The organism is Methylobacterium persicinum (assembly GCF_022179525.1).
In the GTDB taxonomy this organism is placed as follows: Bacteria; Pseudomonadota; Alphaproteobacteria; order Rhizobiales; family Beijerinckiaceae; genus Methylobacterium; species Methylobacterium persicinum.
The window spans coordinates 74,781-93,197 of sequence record NZ_BPQX01000018.1 but is presented as its reverse complement, the minus strand read 5'-3'; the positions used below and the strand labels follow the sequence as shown (position 1 = coordinate 93,197).

Below are 18,417 nucleotides of genomic sequence, written 5' to 3'. Positions count from 1 at the left end.
GGAGAGAGGGAAAGCCCGATCAGCCACCCGGGAAGGCGATCTCCATCCGGCAGCCGCCGCCGGGGGCGTCCGTCACCGCGACGGTGGCTCCATGCAGCTTGGCGATGGCCGCCACCAGCCCGAGGCCGAGGCCATGCCCGGGGGTGAGGCGGGCGGCCTCCGCCCGGTAGAAACGCCGGAACACCCGGTCGCGCTCGCCGGGTGGGATGCCCGGCCCGGTATCCTCCACGGCGAGGATCCCCGCCCCCGCCCGGCGGGTCGCCAGCACGCGCACCTCGCCCCCCTCCGGCGTGAACTTGAGGGCGTTGTCGATGAGGTTCGCCAGGGCCTCGGCGCAGAGGTCCTGGTCCCCGAGGATGGGGGGTGCCCCGTCCGCGATCGCCGTGAGACGGATGCCCCGCTCCTCGGCCAGGGGTTCGAACAGCTCCACGCTGTCCGTCACGAGGTCGCCGAGGGCCAGGGGTCCGAAGCCGGCCCGGCGTCGCTCGTCCTCCATCTCGCCGATGCGCAGAACCGCGGTGACCATGGCGAGGGTCTGGTCGATCCAGGCCAGCCCGTGGTCGATCGCCACCCGGAACTCGTCCACGGTGGCGGCCTGCTCCCGGCTCCGTTCCAGACGCGCCCGCAGGCGGGTCAGGGGGGTGCGCAGATCGTGGGCCACGGCGTCGCCGACGCTGCGGATATCGCCCATCAGCCCTTCGATCCGGTCGAGCATCCGGTTCACGTTGCCCGCGAGACGGTCGAACTCGTCGCCCCGCGTGCCGACGGGGAGGCGGGTGCGCAGTTCACCGCGCATCACCCGATCCATCGCCGCCTCCGTCGCCGCGAGGCGTCGGCGCGCCCGGCCGGCAAGGAAGAGGCCGCCGACCATGGACAGGGCTAGCGTCGGGGCGAGCCCGACCCCGAGCGCCCGCATGGTCATGCCCTGGACCCGGTCGAGCTCGTCGGAATCGTGGCCGATGACCGCGACGCTGCCGTCCGGCAGGGCGAGGGAGGCCGCCCAGATCTCGTCGTGGATCCGCTGCTGCGCCAGTTCGACCATGGCGCCGACCCGGTATGGGTCTCCGTCCGGGTGCAGGCCCGCGGGAACGGCGTCGAGGTTGCCCGCCCGGCGCCGTCCGTCCGGGCCGAACAGTCCGCCGTAATGCTCCGCGTGGGGATCCACCGCGACCCAGGTATCGACCCGCTCCGCCGCCGCGGCGGGGTCGGCGGCGACGGCGCGGATCTCCAGGCGGAGCGTCTCGGCCAGCTCTTCCCGAAGCAGTCCCGCGGTCTGCCAGTAGACGAAGCCGAAAATCGCGAGGGCGAACAGCACCGACCACAGGGCGATGCCGACGGCCCAACGGAAGGCGGTGGACCGGAGGATCTCAGTCATCGGCGGACAGGGTGAAGCCGATACCGCGCACATTCACGATGAGCGATGGCTCACCGCCGGCCTCGAGCTTGCGCCGGAGGCGGCCGACATGCACGTCGATCAGGTTCGATTTCGGCGTGAAGCGGTAGCCCCAGACTTCCTCGAACAGCATGGCGCGGGTGACCACCTGGCCCGGCCGGCGCATGAGGTAGGCTAGGAGCTTGAGCTCCCGTGGCAGCAGGTCGAGGTCCCGGCCGCCCCGCCGCCCGAGCCCGGCCATCAGGTCGAGCTCAAGGCTGCCGAGGCGCAGCACGGTCTCCGGCGCCTCCACCGGGCGGCGCAGCAGGGCCTCGATGCGCGCGGCGAGCTCGCCGAGGGCGAAGGGCTTGGCGAGGTAGTCGTCGCCACCGGAACGCAAGCCCCGGATCCGCTCGTCGACATCGCCGAGGGCGCTAAGCACCAGGGCCGGCGTCCGGTCGCCGGCCTGCCGCAAGTCCTGCAGCAGCTCCAGGCCTTCGAGACCCGGCAACATCCGGTCGAGGATGATCGCGCCCCAGGCGCCCTTCCTTGCGGCCTGGGCGCCATCGGGTCCGGTGGCGGCCCAATCAACTTCGTGGCCGCGCCCGCGCAGGTCGGCGAGCACGTCAGCGGCCGTGTCGGCATCGTCCTCGATCAGCAGCAACCGCGCCACGCTTCCATCCTCTCGCCTGGCCTCTTTGCCGGATCGGCCGGGGAAGGTCGCCCCGGACAGACCCGTATGAACCCGAATTTAATGGCGCCAGACGGTGGAAGTCCCAAGTTCTGGAACGTCTCTAAAATCAGGCGCAACCCCGGCTGCGTTCGGTCTGTTCATCCAGGCCGACACAGCGGGGCCGCTGTTTGGCGATCGAGCGGGAATGGCGAGTGTCAACGCGGGTTGCGGGTCGCACGGGGGTGTGGCCCGTGCCTAGGAAGCGGCGTCCCCGGCGTCTGATCAACCGTTACAGGCAGTCGCGGCTCTACGATGTCACGACCGCGACCTACGTTACGGTGGATCGGCTGAAGGAGTGGCGTGCGGATGGGTTCGAGGTGATCGTGCGCGAAGTCGAGACGGGCCGCTACGTGACCGATACGGTTCTGCCGTCGGGCTTCGACGCGTGATGCCGCCATGCGCGACGTCCCTGCCCGCCGCCATGAGCCGCAGCCTGCCATGACCTTGCGCGACTCGGAACCGACCGGAGCGGATGCCGGTACCCACGACGACGAGGCTGCCCCGGCTCACACGGGAGCGCCCACCGTGGAGGCCCCGCGCGACGAACGCAGCCGGGGCGGACGCGGGAAGGCGTTCGCGCTGGTGCTCGTCGCGGTCCTCGCCGGCGCCGGCTGGTACGAGAAGGACGCGCTGCTCGGCTTCATGGGGTACGGCCAGACGGACTCAGCCGGCGATCCGGGCAAGGGAGATGCGGGCAAGACGGGCGACGGCAAGTCGGACGGGGGCAACCCGGACGTCGTGACCCTCGACGAGGCCGGCCAGAAACGCGCCGGCCTCGCGGAGGGGAAAGCGCAGACGCGGCGAATCGTCCTGCCGGTCCGGGCACCTGGCACGGTCGCCTTCGACGAGCGGCGGGTCACCCATCTGAAGCCCCGGACGCAGGGGCGCATTCTCAGCCTCGCCGTGCAGCCGGGGGACCGGGTCCATGCCGGGCAGGTCCTCGCCACCCTCGATGCGGCGGGAATCCTCGACGCACGCAACGGCCTCGCATCAGCCAACGCCGCCCTGGGAGAGGCGCAGGCGTCGGAACAGGCCGCCGCGCTCCAGCTGAAGCGCGGACAGGAGCAGCTCTCGTTCGGCGGCGTCGCAAAGGCGGAAGTGGAGCGGCGTCAGGTCGATCTCGCCAAGGCGCAGGCGGCGGTGAAGTCCGCCCAGGCCAATGCGGACATGTACCGGGCCCAGTACGAGCGCCTCGCCCCCGCCGAGGGGGCGGCGCCTGGCACCAGCGCCATCGTCACGCCCCTCGCGGGCGTGGTGACGAGTGTCGGCATCACCGTCGGCGAGGTCGTCGACACCGCCCGCGACGCCTTCACCGTGGCCGACCCGTCGCGGATGCTGGTCCTCGCCAACCTCTACGGGCCCGACATCGCCTGGGTGAAGACCGGGGACGAGGCGGACGTCGATGCCCCCGTGCCCGGGCATCCGCATTTTGCGGGTCAGGTGGGGGCGATCAACGCCGCCCTCGACCCCGCCACCAACACCGCCCCGGCGCGGATCGAGATCGCCAACCCCGCCGACATCCTGCGCGCCAACATGTTCGTGTCGGTGACGATCTCCGCCGATCTCGGCCGGACGGGCGTCACGCTCCCCGCTACCGCGGTGCAGGAGACTGAGCAGGGGCCGATCGCCTTCGTCCGCACCGGGCCGAACACGTTCGAGCGCCGGGCCCTCAAGCTCGGCGTCCGGCGCTCGGACTGGGTCGAGGTCGAGGATGGCGTGGCCGACGGCGAGACCGTCGCGACGAAGGGCAGCTTCGCCCTGAAGGCGATCCTGCTGCGCAGCCTGCTGGGCTCCACGGATTGAGGGGACCGATGACCCGCTGGTTCGCCGTCCTCGTCAAGCGCCGCCTCCTCATCCTCGTCCTGGCCCTGGCCGCGGCCGCTGGGGGAGTCGTCAACCTCGAGGGGCTCTCGATCGATGCGGTGCCGGACATCTCCCCCAAGCAGGTGATGATCCTCACCCTGTCGCCGGGGCTGGGGCCGCTGGAGGTCGAGCGCCTGATCACCTTCCCGGTGGAGAACGCCATGGCCGGTGCCCCCGGCATGGAAGGCGTTCGCTCGGTGTCGCGGGCGGGCATCTCGGCGGTCTACGTGACCTTCCATGACCCGGTGCCGATCCGGGAGGCCCGCGACCAGGTGTTCCAGCGCCTGCCCCTCGCCAAGAGCATGATGCCGGCGGGGGTGGGCGACCCGCAGATGGGGCCCATGGCGACCGGCCTCGGCGAAGTCTACCAGTTCGAGCTGCGGGGCCCCGGCACATCGCCGATGGAGCTGAAGCGCATCCTGCAATGGACGATCGCGCCCAAGCTCAAGCTCACCCCCGGCATCGTGGACGTGAACGTCTACGGCGGGCAGATGCCCACCTACGAGGTGCAGGTCTCGGCCGAGGCCCTGCGGCGTTACGGCGTGACCCTGGCGCAGGTCTACTCGGCGCTCGCCGACAACAACGCCGATGGCGGCGGTGCCTATATCGAGCACAACGACCAGCAGGAGACGATCCGCGGCCTCGGCCTCGCCAAGGGCCCGGAGGATATCGGCAACATCGTCGTCACCACGGCCGCGGGCGGCGTACCGGTGCTGGTCTCGACCCTGGGCAAGGTCGTGGAGGCGCCCAAGGTCCGCCTGGGTGCGGTGACCCACGATGCGAAGGGCGAGACGGTCGTCGGCATCGCGCTGATGCAGTACGGCGAGAACGCCAGCGCCGTGGTCGAGGGCGTCAAGAAGACCATCGAATCCCTGCGCAGCGAGCTGCCCCCAGGCGTCGAGATCGTCCCCTACTACGACCGCAGCGCCCTGGTGGACCGCACCATCCACACCGTGGCGCACAACCTGCTCGAGGGCGCCGCCCTCGTGATCGTGGTCCTGCTGCTGCTGCTTGGAAACCTGCGGGCCGGGCTGATCGTGGCCGCGGCGATCCCGCTCTCGATGCTCCTGGCCTTCGCGGGGATGCGGCTCATCGGCCTGTCGGGCAACCTGATGAGCCTCGGCGCCATCGATTTCGGACTGATCGTCGACGGCTCGGTGGTGATGATCGAGAACGTGCTCCGGGCCCGGGGTGCCCACCCCGAGAGGCCGCCCCTCGACGTGGTCCGGGACGCGACGGCGGAGGTCGCCAAGCCGGTGATGTTCGCCGTGGCGATCATCATCGTCGTCTACGTGCCGATCCTGGCCCTCCAGGGGGTGGCGGGCAAGATGTTCGTGCCGATGGCGCTCACCGTCATCCTGGCGCTGGCCGGCTCGCTCTTCGTGACGATGACGCTGATGCCGGCGCTCGCCGCGCTCTTCCTGTCGGGCAAGGGCCTCGGGGAGCACGAGACCCGCCTCGTCCACTGGATCCGCGGGGCATACACCCCCCTGCTGCGCCTCGCCGAGCGGCATGCCGGGATCACCGTGCTCCTGACCCTGTCGCTGTTCGCGGGTTCCTGTCTCCTCGCCACGCGGCTCGGCGGCGAGTTCCTGCCGCAACTGGCGGAAGGCTCCATCGTCATCACCTCCGAGAAATTGCCCGGCATCAACCTCGACGCCTCCCTCAAGACGGTCCACCGCATCGAGTCGGTGCTGAGGTCGTTCCCGGAGGTGAAGAAGGTCGTCTCGCTGACCGGTAGCGCCGAGATCCCCACCGATCCGATGGGCGTCGAGTCCACGGACAGCTTCATCACCCTCACCGATCCGGCGACCTGGAAGACGGCGCAGACCCAGGACGGCCTCGTGGCGGCTTTCGACAAGCGCCTGCAGGAGGAGGTACCCGGCGTCGCGTATTCGTTCTCACAGCCGATCCAGATGCGGATGGAGGACCTGCTCCAGGGCGTCCGCGGCGACGTGGCGATCAAGCTCTATGGCGACGACCTGAAGGTCCTGGCGGACACGGCGGGGGAGATTGTCCGCGTCGTCTCGGCGGTGCCCGGCGCCGCCGATATCAAGGCCGAGGCCCAGGCCGGCATGCCGACCCTCACCGTCGCCGTCGATCGGGCCAAGGCCGACCGCTACGGCATCAACGTCTCCGACGTCCTCGACGTGGTGAAGAGCATCGGCGGCCGGACGAGCGGTGTCGTCTACGGTGACGACAACTCCATCACCGACATCGTGGTCCGGCTCGATCCCGCCGACCGGAGCGACATCGAGCGGATCCGCAACCTGCCGGTGGGCAGCAACGGCAAGATGATGATGCCGCTATCGATGGTGGCCTCCGTCGAGGTCGCCTCGGGCCCTGCCCAGATCAGCCGCGACAGCCTGCAGCGGCGCATCTCCGTCCAGGCGAACGTGCGCGGACGGGATGTGCAGAGTTTCGTGGACGCCGCCCAGGCCGCCGTGAAGGCGCAGGTGAAGCTGCCGCCCCGCTATTCCCTGGAATGGGGCGGCCAGTTCCAGAACCTGCAGGAGGCGACTGCCCGCCTCACCCTCGTCGTCCCGGCGGCGCTCGCCGCCATCCTCGTGCTGCTTGTGGTGATGTTCGGGGACATCCGCCTCGCGGGGCTGATCTTCCTCAACGTGCCCATCGCGGCGACGGGGGGCATCGCCGCCCTGTACCTGCGCGGCCTGCCCTTCTCGATCTCGGCGGCGATCGGCTTCATCGCCACCTTCGGCATCGCCATCCTCAACGGCGTGGTGCTGACGAGCTACATCCACGACCTTGAACGCTCAGGGCTCGACCCGCGGGAGGCAGCCACAGAGGCCGCCGAGATGCGCCTGCGCCCGGTGATGATGACGGCCCTCGTGGCGACCCTGGGCTTCCTGCCCATGGCCCTGTCCACCAGCGCCGGCGCAGAGGTGCAGCGTCCCCTCGCCACGGTGGTGATCGGCGGGCTCGTCTCGGCGACGCTCCTGACCCTCGTGGTCCTTCCGGCGATCTACCCCTACGCCGCGCGGCTGCGGATCCCGTTCTTCCCCGACCCGTCGCAACCCGAACCGGCACCCGCCCCCGCCAAGACCGAAGCCGCGAAGGCCGAACCCGCCCCCTACCGGCGCCGCAGCCGCACGTAGAGCGCGCCCCCGCCGCCGTGGTGGCGGGCCGCCTCCTCGAAGCCGATGACGATCCCCCGGAGCTCCGCGCTCCGCAGCCAATGGGGCACGCTCCGGCGCAGCACGCCGCGTTCACCGAACGGGTCGGCATAGCCTTCCCCGCCCTTTCCGGTGACGACGAGGACGTAGCCCAGCCCCGCCGCCCGGGACCGCAGGAGGAAGCCCGTCAACGCCGCATGGGCCTCGGCCTGGATCATGCCGTGCAGATCGATCCGCGCCTCGATGCTCTGGCGGCCCCGGCGAAGGGCGAGGCGGGCCTGCCGTTCGAGGCCGGCCGCCGGCAGGGGACGTTGCGGCGGGGCCTGATAGGGTGCCGCCGTGGGAAGGCGCGGCGGTGGCGGGGCGAATTTCGGCGGGTTGCGCGAGGCTGCCTTCTCGGTGGGCGCGGGTGTGCGGGAAGGCCGGGCCTGCAGCATCGCCGGAACGGGGCCGGACAGCCTGTCGGGCATCCGGGCCGGCGTGTGGGCGGACGGCGTCACGGGGGGCTTGGCACCAGCCTCACCCGATGGTGCCGCCCCGCCGGGTTCGGGCCCGGCGCGACCGGCAAGCGGCGTGATGAGCTTGGCGACCTCACGCCAGAGGCGTGCCTCGCCGACCGTGAGACTGCGGGGGCGGCGCGGCGGCTTCACGGCAGGCTCCCGGTGCGGGGCAGCAGCACCACGAAGCCGACCGGATCGCGGAGGTTGCCGGCGGCGACGCCCGCCGCCACGCCGCTCCCGACGAAGAGGTCGCCCCTGGCCGGGCCGGTGATCGCCGAGCCGGTGTCGGCGGCGATGGCGAGACGACCGTGTTCCCCCTCGCCCGCCCCGGGCAATCGGCCTTCGAGCCAGAAGGGCAGTCCGTAGCGCCAGAGGGTCGAATCGACGGCGAGCCCGATCCCCGGGCTGAGAGGTGCGTTGGCCGCCCCCGGCGGCCCTAGGGATGGCTCCTCGACCGCGGCGAGGCGAAAGAAGATGTAGGACGCGTTTTGCCGGATGAGCCGTTTGGCTTCCTCGGGATGCGCCCGCAGCCATCCCGTCCAGCGGGCGAGGGTCAGACCCTCCAAGGGCAGATGACCTTCCTGCACGATCAGCTTGGCCACGGCCGTGTAGGGTCTTCCATTGCGCCCGTCGTAGAGCGCCCTCACGACGCGTCCGTCCGGCAGCCGGATCCGTCCCGAGCCCTGCACCTGCAGGACGAGGAGATCGACTCCGTCGCGCAGCCAGAGGAGCGGCCGCGCCCTCTCGCCCAGGGCCCCGTCCTCGATGGACGCCCGGTCGGGATAGGCCTCGAACCCCTCCCCCGCAGCCCGGGCGGCGCGCAGGGCCGGGTCGAGGCCGGGCCGCGTCTCGTCGGGCCCGAGGCTGACGAGGTCGTCGGGCCGGGCGAGGATCGCGGCGGTGTAGCCAGGTCCCGGCGTGAGGGAGCCCGGAAGCTCGGGCTCGAAATAACCGGTGAGGAAGCCCGGTCGCCCATCCGGTCGGACGACCCGGTAGGCCACGAAGGCGTCCCGGAAGAAAGCGCCAGCCTCCGCATCCCCGACACCGGCCGCCCTGGCACAGGCGGCGGCGAGGGCGGCGGGGTCGCCGGCGACGGTGGACGGTTGCGGCTGGGCCGGCGGCGTCGCGGTGCAGACCCGGCGGAAGGCCGCCAGCGCCCCTGCGGGATCGGGCCCTGGAAAGCCCGGCAGGTCCGCGACCGCCACCGGCTCCAACCGGGCGCCGCCGACCTCGTTCGGGACGGCGGCGGCGGAACCGCTCAGGAGAGCCGCAGCGAGGGCGACGGCTGCGGTCGCGGGGCGGGCACGGGGGAAGGGCACGTCACGTGGCAGGTCAGGCGCCGGCTTCCGTCGCGACGAGCTGCCAGTTCGGATCGCGGGAGCCGAGGGTCCGGGCGAAGGTCCAGACGTCGGGCACCTCGACCACCGTCTCCGCGCTGCCATCCACGACCTTGCCGTCGGCGTTGCGGGTGGCGGTGATCAGGTTCGACAGGAACCGCACGGTGACATGGGCCACGCGGTTGCGGACATCCACCGCCACGATCTCCGCCCGGTCGATCGATACGAAGGTCGTCTCCAGGGTCTGCCGGTTGCGCTCGCGTTCGGCGATGGCCCGTTCGAAGGCCTCCCCGACTTCCTTGGACAGCAGGGAGCGAAGGGTCTTCCGGTCGCCCTTGGCGAAGGCGATCATGATCGCCTCGTAAGCCCCCTTGGCGCCTTCGATGAAGGCGCGGGGGTCGAAGGCGGGCTCGACCTGCACCACCGCCTCGAGGCCACGGGCGACTTCGGAGCCGGGCTCGGCAATACCCCGCCAGTCCCGCGGGGCGGCGGGCGGCGTGGATTGCGGGAGCCTGTCCACACCCGGCAATCTCACCACGTTATCGCGCTCGCCGCGCCCCTGCGGTTCCGTCCGGCTGCGCTCCACCGGCTTGAACGGCGACTGCTCCGTGCCGGTCTTCTGGCCGAGCACCGACCGCAGCCGCCAGATCACGAAGACGGCAAGGGCGAGGAAGATGATCGTCGTTATGTCGAAGCCGTCCTGCATCACCGATCCGATTGCGGCCGTCCGCGCGACAAAAGCCCCGCGCGATTGGGCCGTCCCATAGCGCGTCTTCCTCCACCTTTATCCGACCAACGCGTTCGGATCGAGCCGGTTGTTCTGCGACTGATGTTTGTGATGCGACCTAGCCGCGCGATCCGTAGTTGGATCAATGCCTCGGACCGGCGGTGAGGCGTCGCTTGTCCGTTCCCTGCGGGCGTGTTAGCGGCGCCCGAGGCCCGTGCCTTGGAAGCCCGGGTCTTGGCGGCCCGCGCCGCGCTATACCTCGGCAGTCCGCGCCGGACGCCAGATCGAGAAGGATGACCCCGATGGCCGACTCCCCGGCAGCCAACGGCAACGGCGGCGGCATGCCGCAGGGTGCCCCTGCGATCAACGCCCTGGCGCAGTACGTGAAGGACCTCTCCTTCGAGAACCCCCACGCCCCGCGCTCCCTTCAGCCGAAGGAGGGCCAGGCCCCGCAGATCAACATCCAGGTCAACGTCAACGCCGGCCAGCTGAGCGAGACCGATTTTGAGGTCGAGCTGACCCTCGAAGGCGACGCCAAGATGGACGGCGAGGTCCTGTTCGCCTTCGACGTGAAGTATGCCGGCGTGTTCCGCATGCTCAACATCCCCGAGGATCAGATGCATCCGGCGGTGATGATCGAGTGCCCGCGCCTTCTCTTCCCCTTCGGCCGGCAGATCGTCGCCGAGGCGGTGCGCAACGGCGGTTTCCCGCCCCTCTACATCGACCCGATCGATTTTGTCGGCCTCTACCGGCAGAAGATGATGGAGCAGCAGGGCGCCACGGGCCCGCTGGCCTCCTGAGGCGTCGGAACGCCTGGGGACAAGGTCGCATCCGCAGGGTCCTGCGGGTGACGGACCGTCCGGCATGAAGGACCGGGGACCTGGCGCTCCGCCTGGAAGGCGTGCGGTTGCCGGGTCCCATCGGGGTCACCGCACGAGAGCTTGACCGCGCTGCCCGGGCAGCCCATGCGGGCGGCCCCGACGGTACCCGGACAGCATGGCCCCCACTTCGCACCTCGCCCTCATCAACCTCTTCATCGGTGACATCCAGGGCGGCCTGGGCCCGTTCCTCGGGACATGGCTGGCGGAATCCGGCTCGTGGAGCCCGGCGAGGGTCGGGTTCGTCGTCACCCTGGTCGGGTTCGGCACGCTGTTCCTCAGCGGCCCCTTCGGCGCCCTGGTGGACCGGGTGCCCCGGCCGCGGCTCCTCATCGGCGGCGCCTGCATGGCGATCCTGGCAGGCACCCTGCTGCTCCTGCCGGCCCGGGGGTTCTTCGCCGTCTTCACCGCACAGCTCCTCGCTGCGGCGGGGGGCACGCTGCTGCTGCCCGCGGTGGCGTCCCTGACCCTCGGCATCGTCGGCAAGGACGGGTTTCCGAAGCAGCAGGGCCGCAACCAGGCCTTCAACCACCTCGGCATCCTCCTGGCCGCAGGGGTGATCAGCCTCGGCACGCCCTTCGGCCCGGCAACGGCCTTCTACGTGCTGGGCGGCATGTCCCTGGCGGCCATTGTCGCCACCTTCACCACCCCGGCCGGCGCCTGGAACCGCCGCCGGGCGGTGGGGTGGAAGGAGGATGACGAGGACGAGCCCCAGCGCAGCGGCATCCGACAGGTTCTCGGCCACAGGCCCCTGTTGGTGCTCACCGTGGCGCTCACCCTGTTCAACCTCGGCAATGGCGGGATGCTCACCCTGCTGGGCCAGAAGCTCGTGGCCACCGCCGACGATGCGACGACTTGGACGGCCCGCTACGTGATGGTGGCGCAGCTCGTGATGGTGCCGGTCGCACTCTTCGCCGGCTCCCTGGCCGACCGACGCGGCCGGCGGCTGCTCCTGATGGCCGCCTTCGCCGTTTTGCCCGTGCGGGCGGCGATGTCGGGCCTCATCGACGACCCCTATTGGCTTATCGGCGCGGAGGTTCTCGACGGGATCGCCTCGGGGATCGTCGGCGTCGCCGTGCCCGTCGTGGTCGCGGACCTGACTTGGGGTTCGGGCCGCACTCAGACGGCCCTCGGCAGCGTCAATGCCGTTCAGGGGGTCGGAGGCGCGCTATCGGGCTGGTACGGCGGCCTCGCCTACGCATGGCTCGGCTGGACCGGGGCTTTCCTGGCCCTCGGTGTCCCTGCGATCATCGCTTTGGGATTGGTGATCTGGCTCGATGCCACCCCGGAGCCCGGCCGGCGACGCCGCCGCCGGGAGCGCAGGGCCGCTGCCCGGGAGCAGACGGCCTGATCGCAGATCTTCCGGTCCCCTACCCGACGTAGGGGCTGCCGGTCTCGGCGGGGAAGCGGTCAGCGAGCGCCCGGCGGAGCTTCTCCAGGGCGCGGTTCTCGATCTGCCGGACCCGCTCCTTCGAGATGCCGAGGCGCTGGCCGAGGGCTTCGAGGGTCGCCTGATCCTCAGCGAGGCGGCGCTCCCGCAGGATCCGCAACTCGCGCTCGGACAGGACACCCAGAGCCTGGTGAAGCCAGCTCAGACGGCGCTCACCGTCGACGGCCGCACCCACGGTCTCATCCGGCAGGGCCGCGCCGTCCACAAGGAAGTCCATCCGCTCGGAGGCGGCGTCTCCGTCTTCGCCCACGGGGGCATTGAGGGACATGTCCGGCCCCGAAAGGCGGGCATCCATCAAGGCCACGTCGTCCCGCGAGACGCCGATGGCAGTGGCGATCCGGCGATGGATCTCATCGCCGACATGCTCTTCGGTGGACTGCATGAGGCGGGCCCGGAGCCGGCGCAGATTGAAGAACAGCGCCTTCTGGGCCGAAGAGGTCCCGCCGCGCACGATCGACCAGTTGCGCAGGATGTAATCCTGGATCGACGCCCGGATCCACCACGTCGCGTAGGTGGAGAAGCGCACGTCCCGCTCCGGCTCGAACCGGGCGGCGGCTTCCATCAGGCCGACATGCCCCTCCTGAACGAGGTCGGCCATCGGCAGGCCATAGTGACGAAAACGCCCCGCCAGGGCGATGACGAGGCGCATGTGAGCTGAGATCAGGCGGTGAAGGGCGCGCTCGTCGCGACGGTCCTTCCAGCGGACGGCAAGGTCACGCTCCTCCTCGCGGGCGAGGAAGGGCGCCTCCATCGCAGTCCGGATGAATTGTCGACGTATTCCCGCGATCTCCGCCATCCGCCTGCCTCTCTCGAACGAGTGCTGGTGCGGCACCGGCCCATAAGCCCGGCGCGCCTGGCGCCTTCATGAGCGATGCCAAGCGACCGACAACGGAAGCGCAAACGCGAAAGTTCCGCGCCGACGCCCCTGAAAGACGTCATGCCGGGTGGAAATCGTGTTCACTTGAATGAGAGATGGGTCGCGCCGCCGCACTTTCCAGGGATCACGTCCGAGTCCAGGGGGAAAAATGACGCGGGGATCACCTTTTGCGGGCAGCCCTCGGCGAAAGGCATCACGCGGATGACGACGGACGTGTGCAGATAGCGCCGGTCGGTGTCACCCCAACAAAAAAGCCCGGCCTTGCGGGCCGGGCTCAACACCGTATTCCTTGCGGGGAAGCAGCCCTCAGGCCGCCTCCTCCTGAATGTCGTCCCCATCCGTCTCGGCCTCGCTCTCGGCTTCAGCCTCGGCCTTGGCCCGGCGGGGAGACTTGGCAAGGCTCTGCTCGATCAGCTTGAGGGCCTCGGTCTCGGTGATCCGGTTCACCGAAGAGATCTCACGCACGATCCGGTCCAGGGCCGCCTCATAGAGCTGACGCTCGCTGTAGGACTGCTCCGGCTGGGCCTCCGAGCGGAACAGGTCGCGCACCACCTCGGTGACGGCGAGCAGGTCGCCCGAATTGATCTTGGCCTCGTATTCCTGCGCCCGGCGCGACCACATCGTCCGCTTCACGCGGGCGCGGCCGGTCAGCACATCGAGGGCCTTCTTCACGACCTCCGGCTCCGCGAGCTTGCGCATGCCCACGGAATTGGCCTTCGCGGTCGGGACCCGCAGAACCATCTTGTCCTTCTCGAAGGATACGACGAACAGCTCAAGCTTGTAGCCAGCGATCTCCTGTTCCTCGATCGCAGTGATACGACCGACACCGTGGGCCGGATACACGACGGCCTCGCCGGTCTTGAAGCCTTGCCGGCCTGCGGTCGTCTTCTTGACTGTGGTCATGCGAGAAGGGCCTCCACTGACGCGCGACGCGAACCGCCCCGCACGAAAAGCTGTTCCCGGGCGCGACGCCACCCGGTCCGATCGCAGCGGCCCGGCCGGAAACCCCAACGGGCTTCCCATCCGAACACACCCGCGAAGCCGGGCACGCGACATTGCCTTCCGCCGGGGGAAACCCGGCGGCCGAACACATGCAACCCCAGAGAGGGAAATGCGTTTCGGCGCGGAGCAGGCACGTCTGGCGCGAGCGACGGCAGGCAGATTGTGTACCACAATCCGCGCCGGAATCAAAGCTCGCTCAAAAGCACGCGGACGTGCCGCACAAGACCCGCAACGGTTTTACACCGGTGTGCAAGCTCGCCTACAGACGTTGTGCAGGGCAGATCTTCCGCCCACGCAGACCCTCTGGCCGGACCGTCACGGCGGCGAACATCGCCGCCCGCGTGCGGCTCAATCGCCCGTGCCGGCGTTCGGCGAGAAATGCGCCTCGAGCTTGCCGGAAACCCCGTCCCACTCCTTGGCGTCGGCGGGGGCGTCCTTCTTCTGGGTGATGTTGGGCCAGCTCTTCGCATAATCGGCGTTAAGCTTGAGCCACGTCTCCAGGCTCGACTCCGTGTCAGGCTTGATCGCCTCGGCGGGGCATTCCGGCTCGCAGACGCCGCAATCGATGCACTCGTCCGGATGGATGACGAGCATGTTCTCGCCCTCGTAGAAGCAGTCCACCGGACAGACTTCCACGCAGTCCATGTACTTGCACTTGATGCAGTTCTCGGTGACGACGTAGGTCATCGGCTTTCTAGGTCCTCAGGTCCCGCATCATCCGGACGGGGCGTCTCGGCCCGCTCATCCGGGGGCTGCGCTGCTGCGCAGGCGTTGTTGACAAGGGCTCTAGACGCTGCCTCCCCCCCTGACAAGCGGGCCGGCGCCGCAGGGCCGCAACGGCGGCCCCCTGTGGCAGCGCCTCATCACCCTATCCCTCCGACAACGCCTCGTAGAGCCCTTTGGCTTCCTCCGCCGGGCCCCGGCGCGTGCCGAGATCGGTCACCCGCACCGCTAAGGTCGCATGGGCCACCGCCACCGTCACGACGTCGCCGATGCCGAGCGCCTTGGCCGGGTTGTCCGACCGGGCGCCGTTCACCCGCACGAACCCGTCGCTGACGAGGCGCGCGGCCAGGGTCCGCGTGCGGGCGAAGCGCGCGAACCACAGCCATTTGTCGAGGCGCTGACGCCCTTCGCGCATCGCGCCTCCCGCTGGTCAGCGCTTGCCCTTGTCGCCCGACTCGAGCTGCGCCTTGAGGGCAGCGAGCTTGGCGAAGGGCGAGTCCGGATCCGGCGCACGCTCGCGCCTGGGCGGGCGCTGGTCCGGCCGGGGACCGGCATGGCGGGCCTCCTGCCGGGGATCCGGGCGCCCCTCCCCCCGGTGCTCGGGGCGGCGATCGGGCCGTCCCTCGTCCCGGCGTCGCTCGGGGCGACCACCCTCGGGCCGGTCCCGGCGGCGGTCGTCGCGACCTTGCCGGGGCGCACCCTCGCCCTCGGCGCGCCGTTGCTCGTTTCCGGCACCGGGCGGTCCGCCGGGCGCTCCGTCCCGCCTTCCCCGCGGACGGTTGTTCGGCCGGGCATTGGCCGGACGCTGATGCCGCTGGAGGCGCCAGACCTCGATCGGCGGAACCTCGGCAGAGGCCGACTGCTCCTTTGACGGTGCCTCCGCCGAAGAGTCCTCGGCCGAAGACTCTCCCGTCGAAGACTGCTCCGCGGGAGCCTGCGCAACGGCCGCATCGCCGTCATCGGCTGCGGCTTCGGGCGCGGCGGCCGTGACCTCCGCCACAGGCTCGGGTTCGGCGGACGGCGCCTCGGGGGCATGCTCCGGCTCGGCTTCCGCAGGCTCGGCCTCGGCGGCGGGCTGCTCCTGGGGCGGGACCGGCGCGATGGCGGCCTCCGCGGGGACCTCGTCGGCAACGGCCGCCGGGGCCGTCTCTGACTCATCCACGGCGGATGAGTCCGGAGTGCCCTCCCCTTCCGTCTCGGAAACGGGGTCGGCCTCGGGGGAAGCTTCCGCCGGAGCGGATTCGTCGGACACCCCTTCCGCAGAGGCGGTCTGGGCGGCGACGGGTTTGGCCGGCACCGTGGGGGCGGCCGGCAGGAGCGGCACGGTGATGGCGGGGCCGGGCCGCGATTCGTTGGCGTAGCCCAGCGACTTGAGTATCGAGGCGAAATCCTCGCCCGAGCAGCCGACAAGGGAGGTCATGCCCACCGTGGCGACGAAGCTGTCGCCATCGGCCGTGCCGTCCGGGGGGGCGCCCGGCGTGGTGCCGGGGCGATAGGCGATGGCCGGGCGGATCAGGTCAGCGAGGCGCTCGAGGATATCGACGCGCACCGCCCGCTCACCACAGACCCGGAAGCCGGCGGCCCGGTAGAGGCCCCTGGCGATCTCCTTGTCGACCTTGATCGAGGTGCGGCCGGAGCCGGCGAGATGGGCGATCTCGTCGAGGCCCCGCTGGTCGAGGCCGCCGTTGCGCAGGGCCCAGAGTTGCGCCGCGAGGGTCCGGGGGGCCGGCTTCAGCAGGGCCGGCAGGAAGATGTGATAGGCGCCGAAGCGCACGCCGTGCCGGCGCAGGGCGGCTCGGCCGTCCTGGTCGAGGGTGCGCATCTCATGTGCGACCTTCGACCGCTCCAGCACGCCGAGGGCCTCGACCACCTGATAACCGATGCCCTTGGCGAGCCCTGTGAGGTCCGCGGCGGTCTCGATCTCCATGAGCGGGCCCAGGAGACGCACCACATGGGCCTTCAGCCACGCCTCGAGGCGGGCCTGGACCTTCTCCCGCGAGGCGGTGTCGAGGCTGTCATCCGCCAGCACCCGGATCTGGGGGGCGAAGAGCTTGTCGCCCGGCACCAGCCGCCCCACCGGGGCGCCGGTCCAGCGGATCGTCCCGTCGTGCGACAGCACGAGAGTCGAATCGGCCGCAGCCGAAAACCGCTCGGCCCGCGATTCGATCTCGCTGGCGAGGGCCTTGTCGGCGGCATTGCGGAGCGTCTTGGCCTCGTGGCCTTCGGCGCTTGCGTCGGGCACGAACAGGAAGCCGTTCAGCTGGCCGACATGCTGACCCTCGACGGTCACATCCCCGTCGGGGGTAATCTGGGCTTCGAGCATCGTGTTCTCTCGTAGGCGTCGCATCAGGACGCTGGTGCGCCGGTCAACGAAGCGGCTCGCAAGGCGTTCGTGGAGGGCGTCCGACAGCCTGTCCTCTACCCGACGCGTTTCGCCCTGCCAATGTTCGGGGTCGCGAAGCCAATCTGGCCTGTTGGCAACGAAGGTCCAGGTGCGTCCCTGGGCGATCCGCCGGGACAGCGTATCGATGTCGCCGTCGGTGCGGTCGATCATCGCCACGTGCTCGGCGAACCACTGGTCCGGGATGCGCCCGGCCATGCCCTTCATCAGGAAGCGGTAGAGCTGCGCCACGAGGTCCGCGTGCACCTGCGGGTGCACCTTGCGATAATCGGGCACGCCGCAGACGTCCCACAACCGCCGCACCGCGGACTGGCCCCGGGCCATGTCCCGCACATCGTCCTCGCGCATCAGGATTTCCAGCGCCTGCTGGTCCTCCCCCATCGGGGCGCGGGTCAGGCCCGCCTCCCTCGGATGTTCGTCCAGGCTCGCCTGGAGGGCTTCGAGGCTCGAGAAGGTCAGGTCCGGGTTGCGCCATTGCAGGATGCGCAGCGGATCGAAGTCGTGATGCTCCAGGCGCTCCACCAGCTCCGCCTCGAAGGGCGGGCAGCGGCCGGTGGAGCCGAAGGTGCCGTCCGACAGGTGGCGCCCGGCCCGGCCCGCGATCTGTCCCATCTCGGCGGGGGTCAGGCGGCGGAAGCGGGTGCCGTCGTATTTCCAGTTGGCGGCGAAGGCGACGTGATCGACGTCGAGGTTCAGCCCCATCCCCACCGCATCGGTGGCGACGAGGTAGTCCACATCGCCGCTCTGGTAGAGCTCCACCTGACTGTTACGGGTCCGGGGGGAGAGGGCCCCCAGCACCACCGCCGCACCGCCCCGCTGACGGCGGATCAGCTCGGCGATGGCGTAAACCTCCTCCGCCGAGAAGGCGACGATCGCGGTGCGCCGGGGCAGGCGGGAAAGCTTCTTCTCCCCGGCGAAGGTCAGCTGCGACAGGCGCGGCCGCGTGGTGGTGTGGACGTTGGGGATCAGGTCCTGCACCAGCGGCAGGATCGTCGAGGAGCCGATGAGGAGCGTCTCTTCCCGGCCGCGGACATAGAGCAGCCGGTCGGTGAAGACGTGGCCCCGGTCCATGTCGGCCCCGAGCTGGATCTCGTCGATCGCCACGAAGGCGACGTCCAGGTCCCGGGGCATCGCCTCGATGGTGCAGATCCAGTAGCGCGGACGATCCGGCTTGATCTTCTCTTCGCCGGTCACGAGGGCGACCTTCTCAGGGCCGACCTTGGCGACCACGCGCAGGTACACCTCCCGGGCGAGCAGCCGCAGGGGCAGCCCGATCATGCCGGTGGGGTGAGCCAGCATCCGCTCGATGGCGAGATGGGTCTTGCCGGTATTGGTCGGCCCCAGCACGGCCGTCACGCCGCGGGCGCGGGCGTCGCGGTGGAGGGAGCGCTGGGTGGGGCGGAGAAGGGCGTCGATGGCG

At 70.5% G+C, this 18,417-nt stretch carries 16 protein-coding genes; 5 read left to right on the top strand and 11 right to left on the bottom strand.

The window, feature by feature from the left end:
• Nucleotides 1-19 precede the first annotated feature (19 nt).
• Both MFF22_RS07860 and MFF22_RS07855 read right to left on the bottom strand, forming a co-directional pair.
• Nucleotides 20-1,375: a HAMP domain-containing sensor histidine kinase gene (locus MFF22_RS07860; RefSeq protein ID WP_238248406.1), complete on the bottom strand. Its 1,356-nt coding sequence runs from the start codon at nucleotides 1,373-1,375 to the stop codon at nucleotides 20-22.
• Nucleotides 1,368-2,045: a response regulator transcription factor gene (locus tag MFF22_RS07855; protein ID WP_238248405.1), complete on the bottom strand. Its 678-nt coding sequence runs from the start codon at nucleotides 2,043-2,045 to the stop codon at nucleotides 1,368-1,370. Before MFF22_RS07855 ends, MFF22_RS07860 begins: the two co-directional genes overlap by 8 nt.
• 251 nt (nucleotides 2,046-2,296) lie before the next feature.
• On the opposite strand from MFF22_RS07855, the gene MFF22_RS07850 reads away from it, so the two are divergent.
• From MFF22_RS07850 to MFF22_RS07840, 3 genes are read left to right on the top strand one after another with little or no spacing between them, the layout of a single operon-like run.
• A complete protein-coding gene (locus MFF22_RS07850) occupies nucleotides 2,297-2,494 on the top strand; it encodes a polyhydroxyalkanoate synthesis regulator DNA-binding domain-containing protein (RefSeq protein ID WP_238248404.1) in 198 nt (65 codons plus the stop codon).
• Nucleotides 2,495-2,501: 7 nt separating this feature from the next.
• A complete protein-coding gene (locus MFF22_RS07845; protein WP_238248403.1) occupies nucleotides 2,502-3,908 on the top strand; it encodes an efflux RND transporter periplasmic adaptor subunit in 1,407 nt (468 codons plus the stop codon).
• 8 nt (nucleotides 3,909-3,916) lie between these two features.
• Nucleotides 3,917-7,084 (top strand): efflux RND transporter permease subunit, encoded by a 3,168-nt coding sequence (locus MFF22_RS07840; protein WP_238248402.1) that lies wholly within the window; start codon nucleotides 3,917-3,919, stop codon nucleotides 7,082-7,084.
• Here the strand turns inward: MFF22_RS07840 and MFF22_RS07835 are convergent.
• Genes MFF22_RS07835 through MFF22_RS07825 form a run of 3 tightly spaced genes read right to left on the bottom strand, consistent with a single transcriptional unit; the run spans nucleotide 7,060 to nucleotide 9,645 of the window.
• Nucleotides 7,060-7,752, bottom strand: coding sequence for a Smr/MutS family protein (locus tag MFF22_RS07835; RefSeq protein WP_238248401.1), 693 nt, complete (start codon nucleotides 7,750-7,752; stop codon nucleotides 7,060-7,062). The two genes, MFF22_RS07840 and MFF22_RS07835, sit on opposite strands and share 25 nt — an antisense overlap.
• Nucleotides 7,749-8,921 carry a murein transglycosylase A gene (gene mltA, locus MFF22_RS07830; protein WP_238248400.1) on the bottom strand — a complete coding sequence of 391 codons (1,173 nt, stop codon included), beginning with the start codon at nucleotides 8,919-8,921 and terminating at the stop codon, nucleotides 7,749-7,751. Before mltA ends, MFF22_RS07835 begins: the two co-directional genes overlap by 4 nt.
• Before the next feature lie 13 nt (nucleotides 8,922-8,934).
• Nucleotides 8,935-9,645, bottom strand: coding sequence for a Tim44/TimA family putative adaptor protein (locus MFF22_RS07825; RefSeq protein WP_238248399.1), 711 nt, complete (start codon nucleotides 9,643-9,645; stop codon nucleotides 8,935-8,937).
• A 323-nt stretch (nucleotides 9,646-9,968) separates the two neighbouring features.
• Here MFF22_RS07825 and secB point away from each other — a divergent pair, with 323 nt between their 5' ends.
• Together secB and MFF22_RS07815 are read left to right on the top strand one after the other, a co-directional pair.
• Entirely contained in the window at nucleotides 9,969-10,466 is a 498-nt protein-coding gene (gene secB / locus MFF22_RS07820; protein WP_238248398.1) for a protein-export chaperone SecB, read from the top strand.
• A 196-nt stretch (nucleotides 10,467-10,662) separates the two neighbouring features.
• Nucleotides 10,663-11,895: an MFS transporter gene (locus tag MFF22_RS07815; RefSeq protein WP_238248397.1), complete on the top strand. Its 1,233-nt coding sequence runs from the start codon at nucleotides 10,663-10,665 to the stop codon at nucleotides 11,893-11,895.
• A 19-nt stretch (nucleotides 11,896-11,914) separates the two neighbouring features.
• Here MFF22_RS07815 and MFF22_RS07810 read toward each other — a convergent pair whose 3' ends face one another.
• The 6 genes from MFF22_RS07810 to MFF22_RS07785 all read right to left on the bottom strand — a co-directional run bounded on the left by MFF22_RS07810 (nucleotide 11,915) and on the right by MFF22_RS07785 (nucleotide 18,353).
• Nucleotides 11,915-12,790, bottom strand: coding sequence for an RNA polymerase factor sigma-32 (locus MFF22_RS07810; RefSeq protein ID WP_238248396.1), 876 nt, complete (start codon nucleotides 12,788-12,790; stop codon nucleotides 11,915-11,917).
• Nucleotides 12,791-12,951: 161 nt separating this feature from the next.
• Nucleotides 12,952-13,149 (bottom strand): hypothetical protein, encoded by a 198-nt coding sequence (locus MFF22_RS07805; protein WP_238248395.1) that lies wholly within the window; start codon nucleotides 13,147-13,149, stop codon nucleotides 12,952-12,954.
• Between the two features lie 28 nt (nucleotides 13,150-13,177).
• A complete protein-coding gene (locus tag MFF22_RS07800; RefSeq protein ID WP_238248394.1) occupies nucleotides 13,178-13,774 on the bottom strand; it encodes a CarD family transcriptional regulator in 597 nt (198 codons plus the stop codon).
• Nucleotides 13,775-14,221: 447 nt separating this feature from the next.
• Nucleotides 14,222-14,560 (bottom strand): ferredoxin FdxA, encoded by a 339-nt coding sequence (gene fdxA, locus MFF22_RS07795; protein ID WP_238248393.1) that lies wholly within the window; start codon nucleotides 14,558-14,560, stop codon nucleotides 14,222-14,224.
• Nucleotides 14,561-14,741: 181 nt separating this feature from the next.
• On the bottom strand, nucleotides 14,742-15,011 hold the full coding sequence (locus tag MFF22_RS07790; protein ID WP_238248392.1) for an RNA-binding S4 domain-containing protein: 270 nt from the start codon (nucleotides 15,009-15,011) through the stop codon (nucleotides 14,742-14,744).
• A gap of 15 nt (nucleotides 15,012-15,026) precedes the next feature.
• Nucleotides 15,027-18,353, bottom strand: coding sequence for a helicase-related protein (locus MFF22_RS07785; protein WP_370877583.1), 3,327 nt, complete (start codon nucleotides 18,351-18,353; stop codon nucleotides 15,027-15,029).
• Between the last annotated feature and the right edge of the window lie 64 nt (nucleotides 18,354-18,417).

Coding starts and splice junctions, on each gene's coding strand:
- MFF22_RS07860 (WP_238248406.1), bottom strand. CDS start 1,375: ATGACTGAGATCCTCCGGTCCACCGCCTTCCGTTGGGCCGTCGGCATC.
- MFF22_RS07845 (WP_238248403.1), top strand. CDS start 2,502: ATGCGCGACGTCCCTGCCCGCCGCCATGAGCCGCAGCCTGCCATGACC.
- MFF22_RS07840 (WP_238248402.1), top strand. CDS start 3,917: ATGACCCGCTGGTTCGCCGTCCTCGTCAAGCGCCGCCTCCTCATCCTC.
- MFF22_RS07825 (WP_238248399.1), bottom strand. CDS start 9,645: ATGCAGGACGGCTTCGACATAACGACGATCATCTTCCTCGCCCTTGCC.
- secB (WP_238248398.1), top strand. CDS start 9,969: ATGGCCGACTCCCCGGCAGCCAACGGCAACGGCGGCGGCATGCCGCAG.
- MFF22_RS07815 (WP_238248397.1), top strand. CDS start 10,663: ATGGCCCCCACTTCGCACCTCGCCCTCATCAACCTCTTCATCGGTGAC.
- MFF22_RS07810 (WP_238248396.1), bottom strand. CDS start 12,790: ATGGCGGAGATCGCGGGAATACGTCGACAATTCATCCGGACTGCGATG.
- MFF22_RS07800 (WP_238248394.1), bottom strand. CDS start 13,774: ATGACCACAGTCAAGAAGACGACCGCAGGCCGGCAAGGCTTCAAGACC.
- fdxA (WP_238248393.1), bottom strand. CDS start 14,560: ATGACCTACGTCGTCACCGAGAACTGCATCAAGTGCAAGTACATGGAC.
- MFF22_RS07790 (WP_238248392.1), bottom strand. CDS start 15,011: ATGCGCGAAGGGCGTCAGCGCCTCGACAAATGGCTGTGGTTCGCGCGC.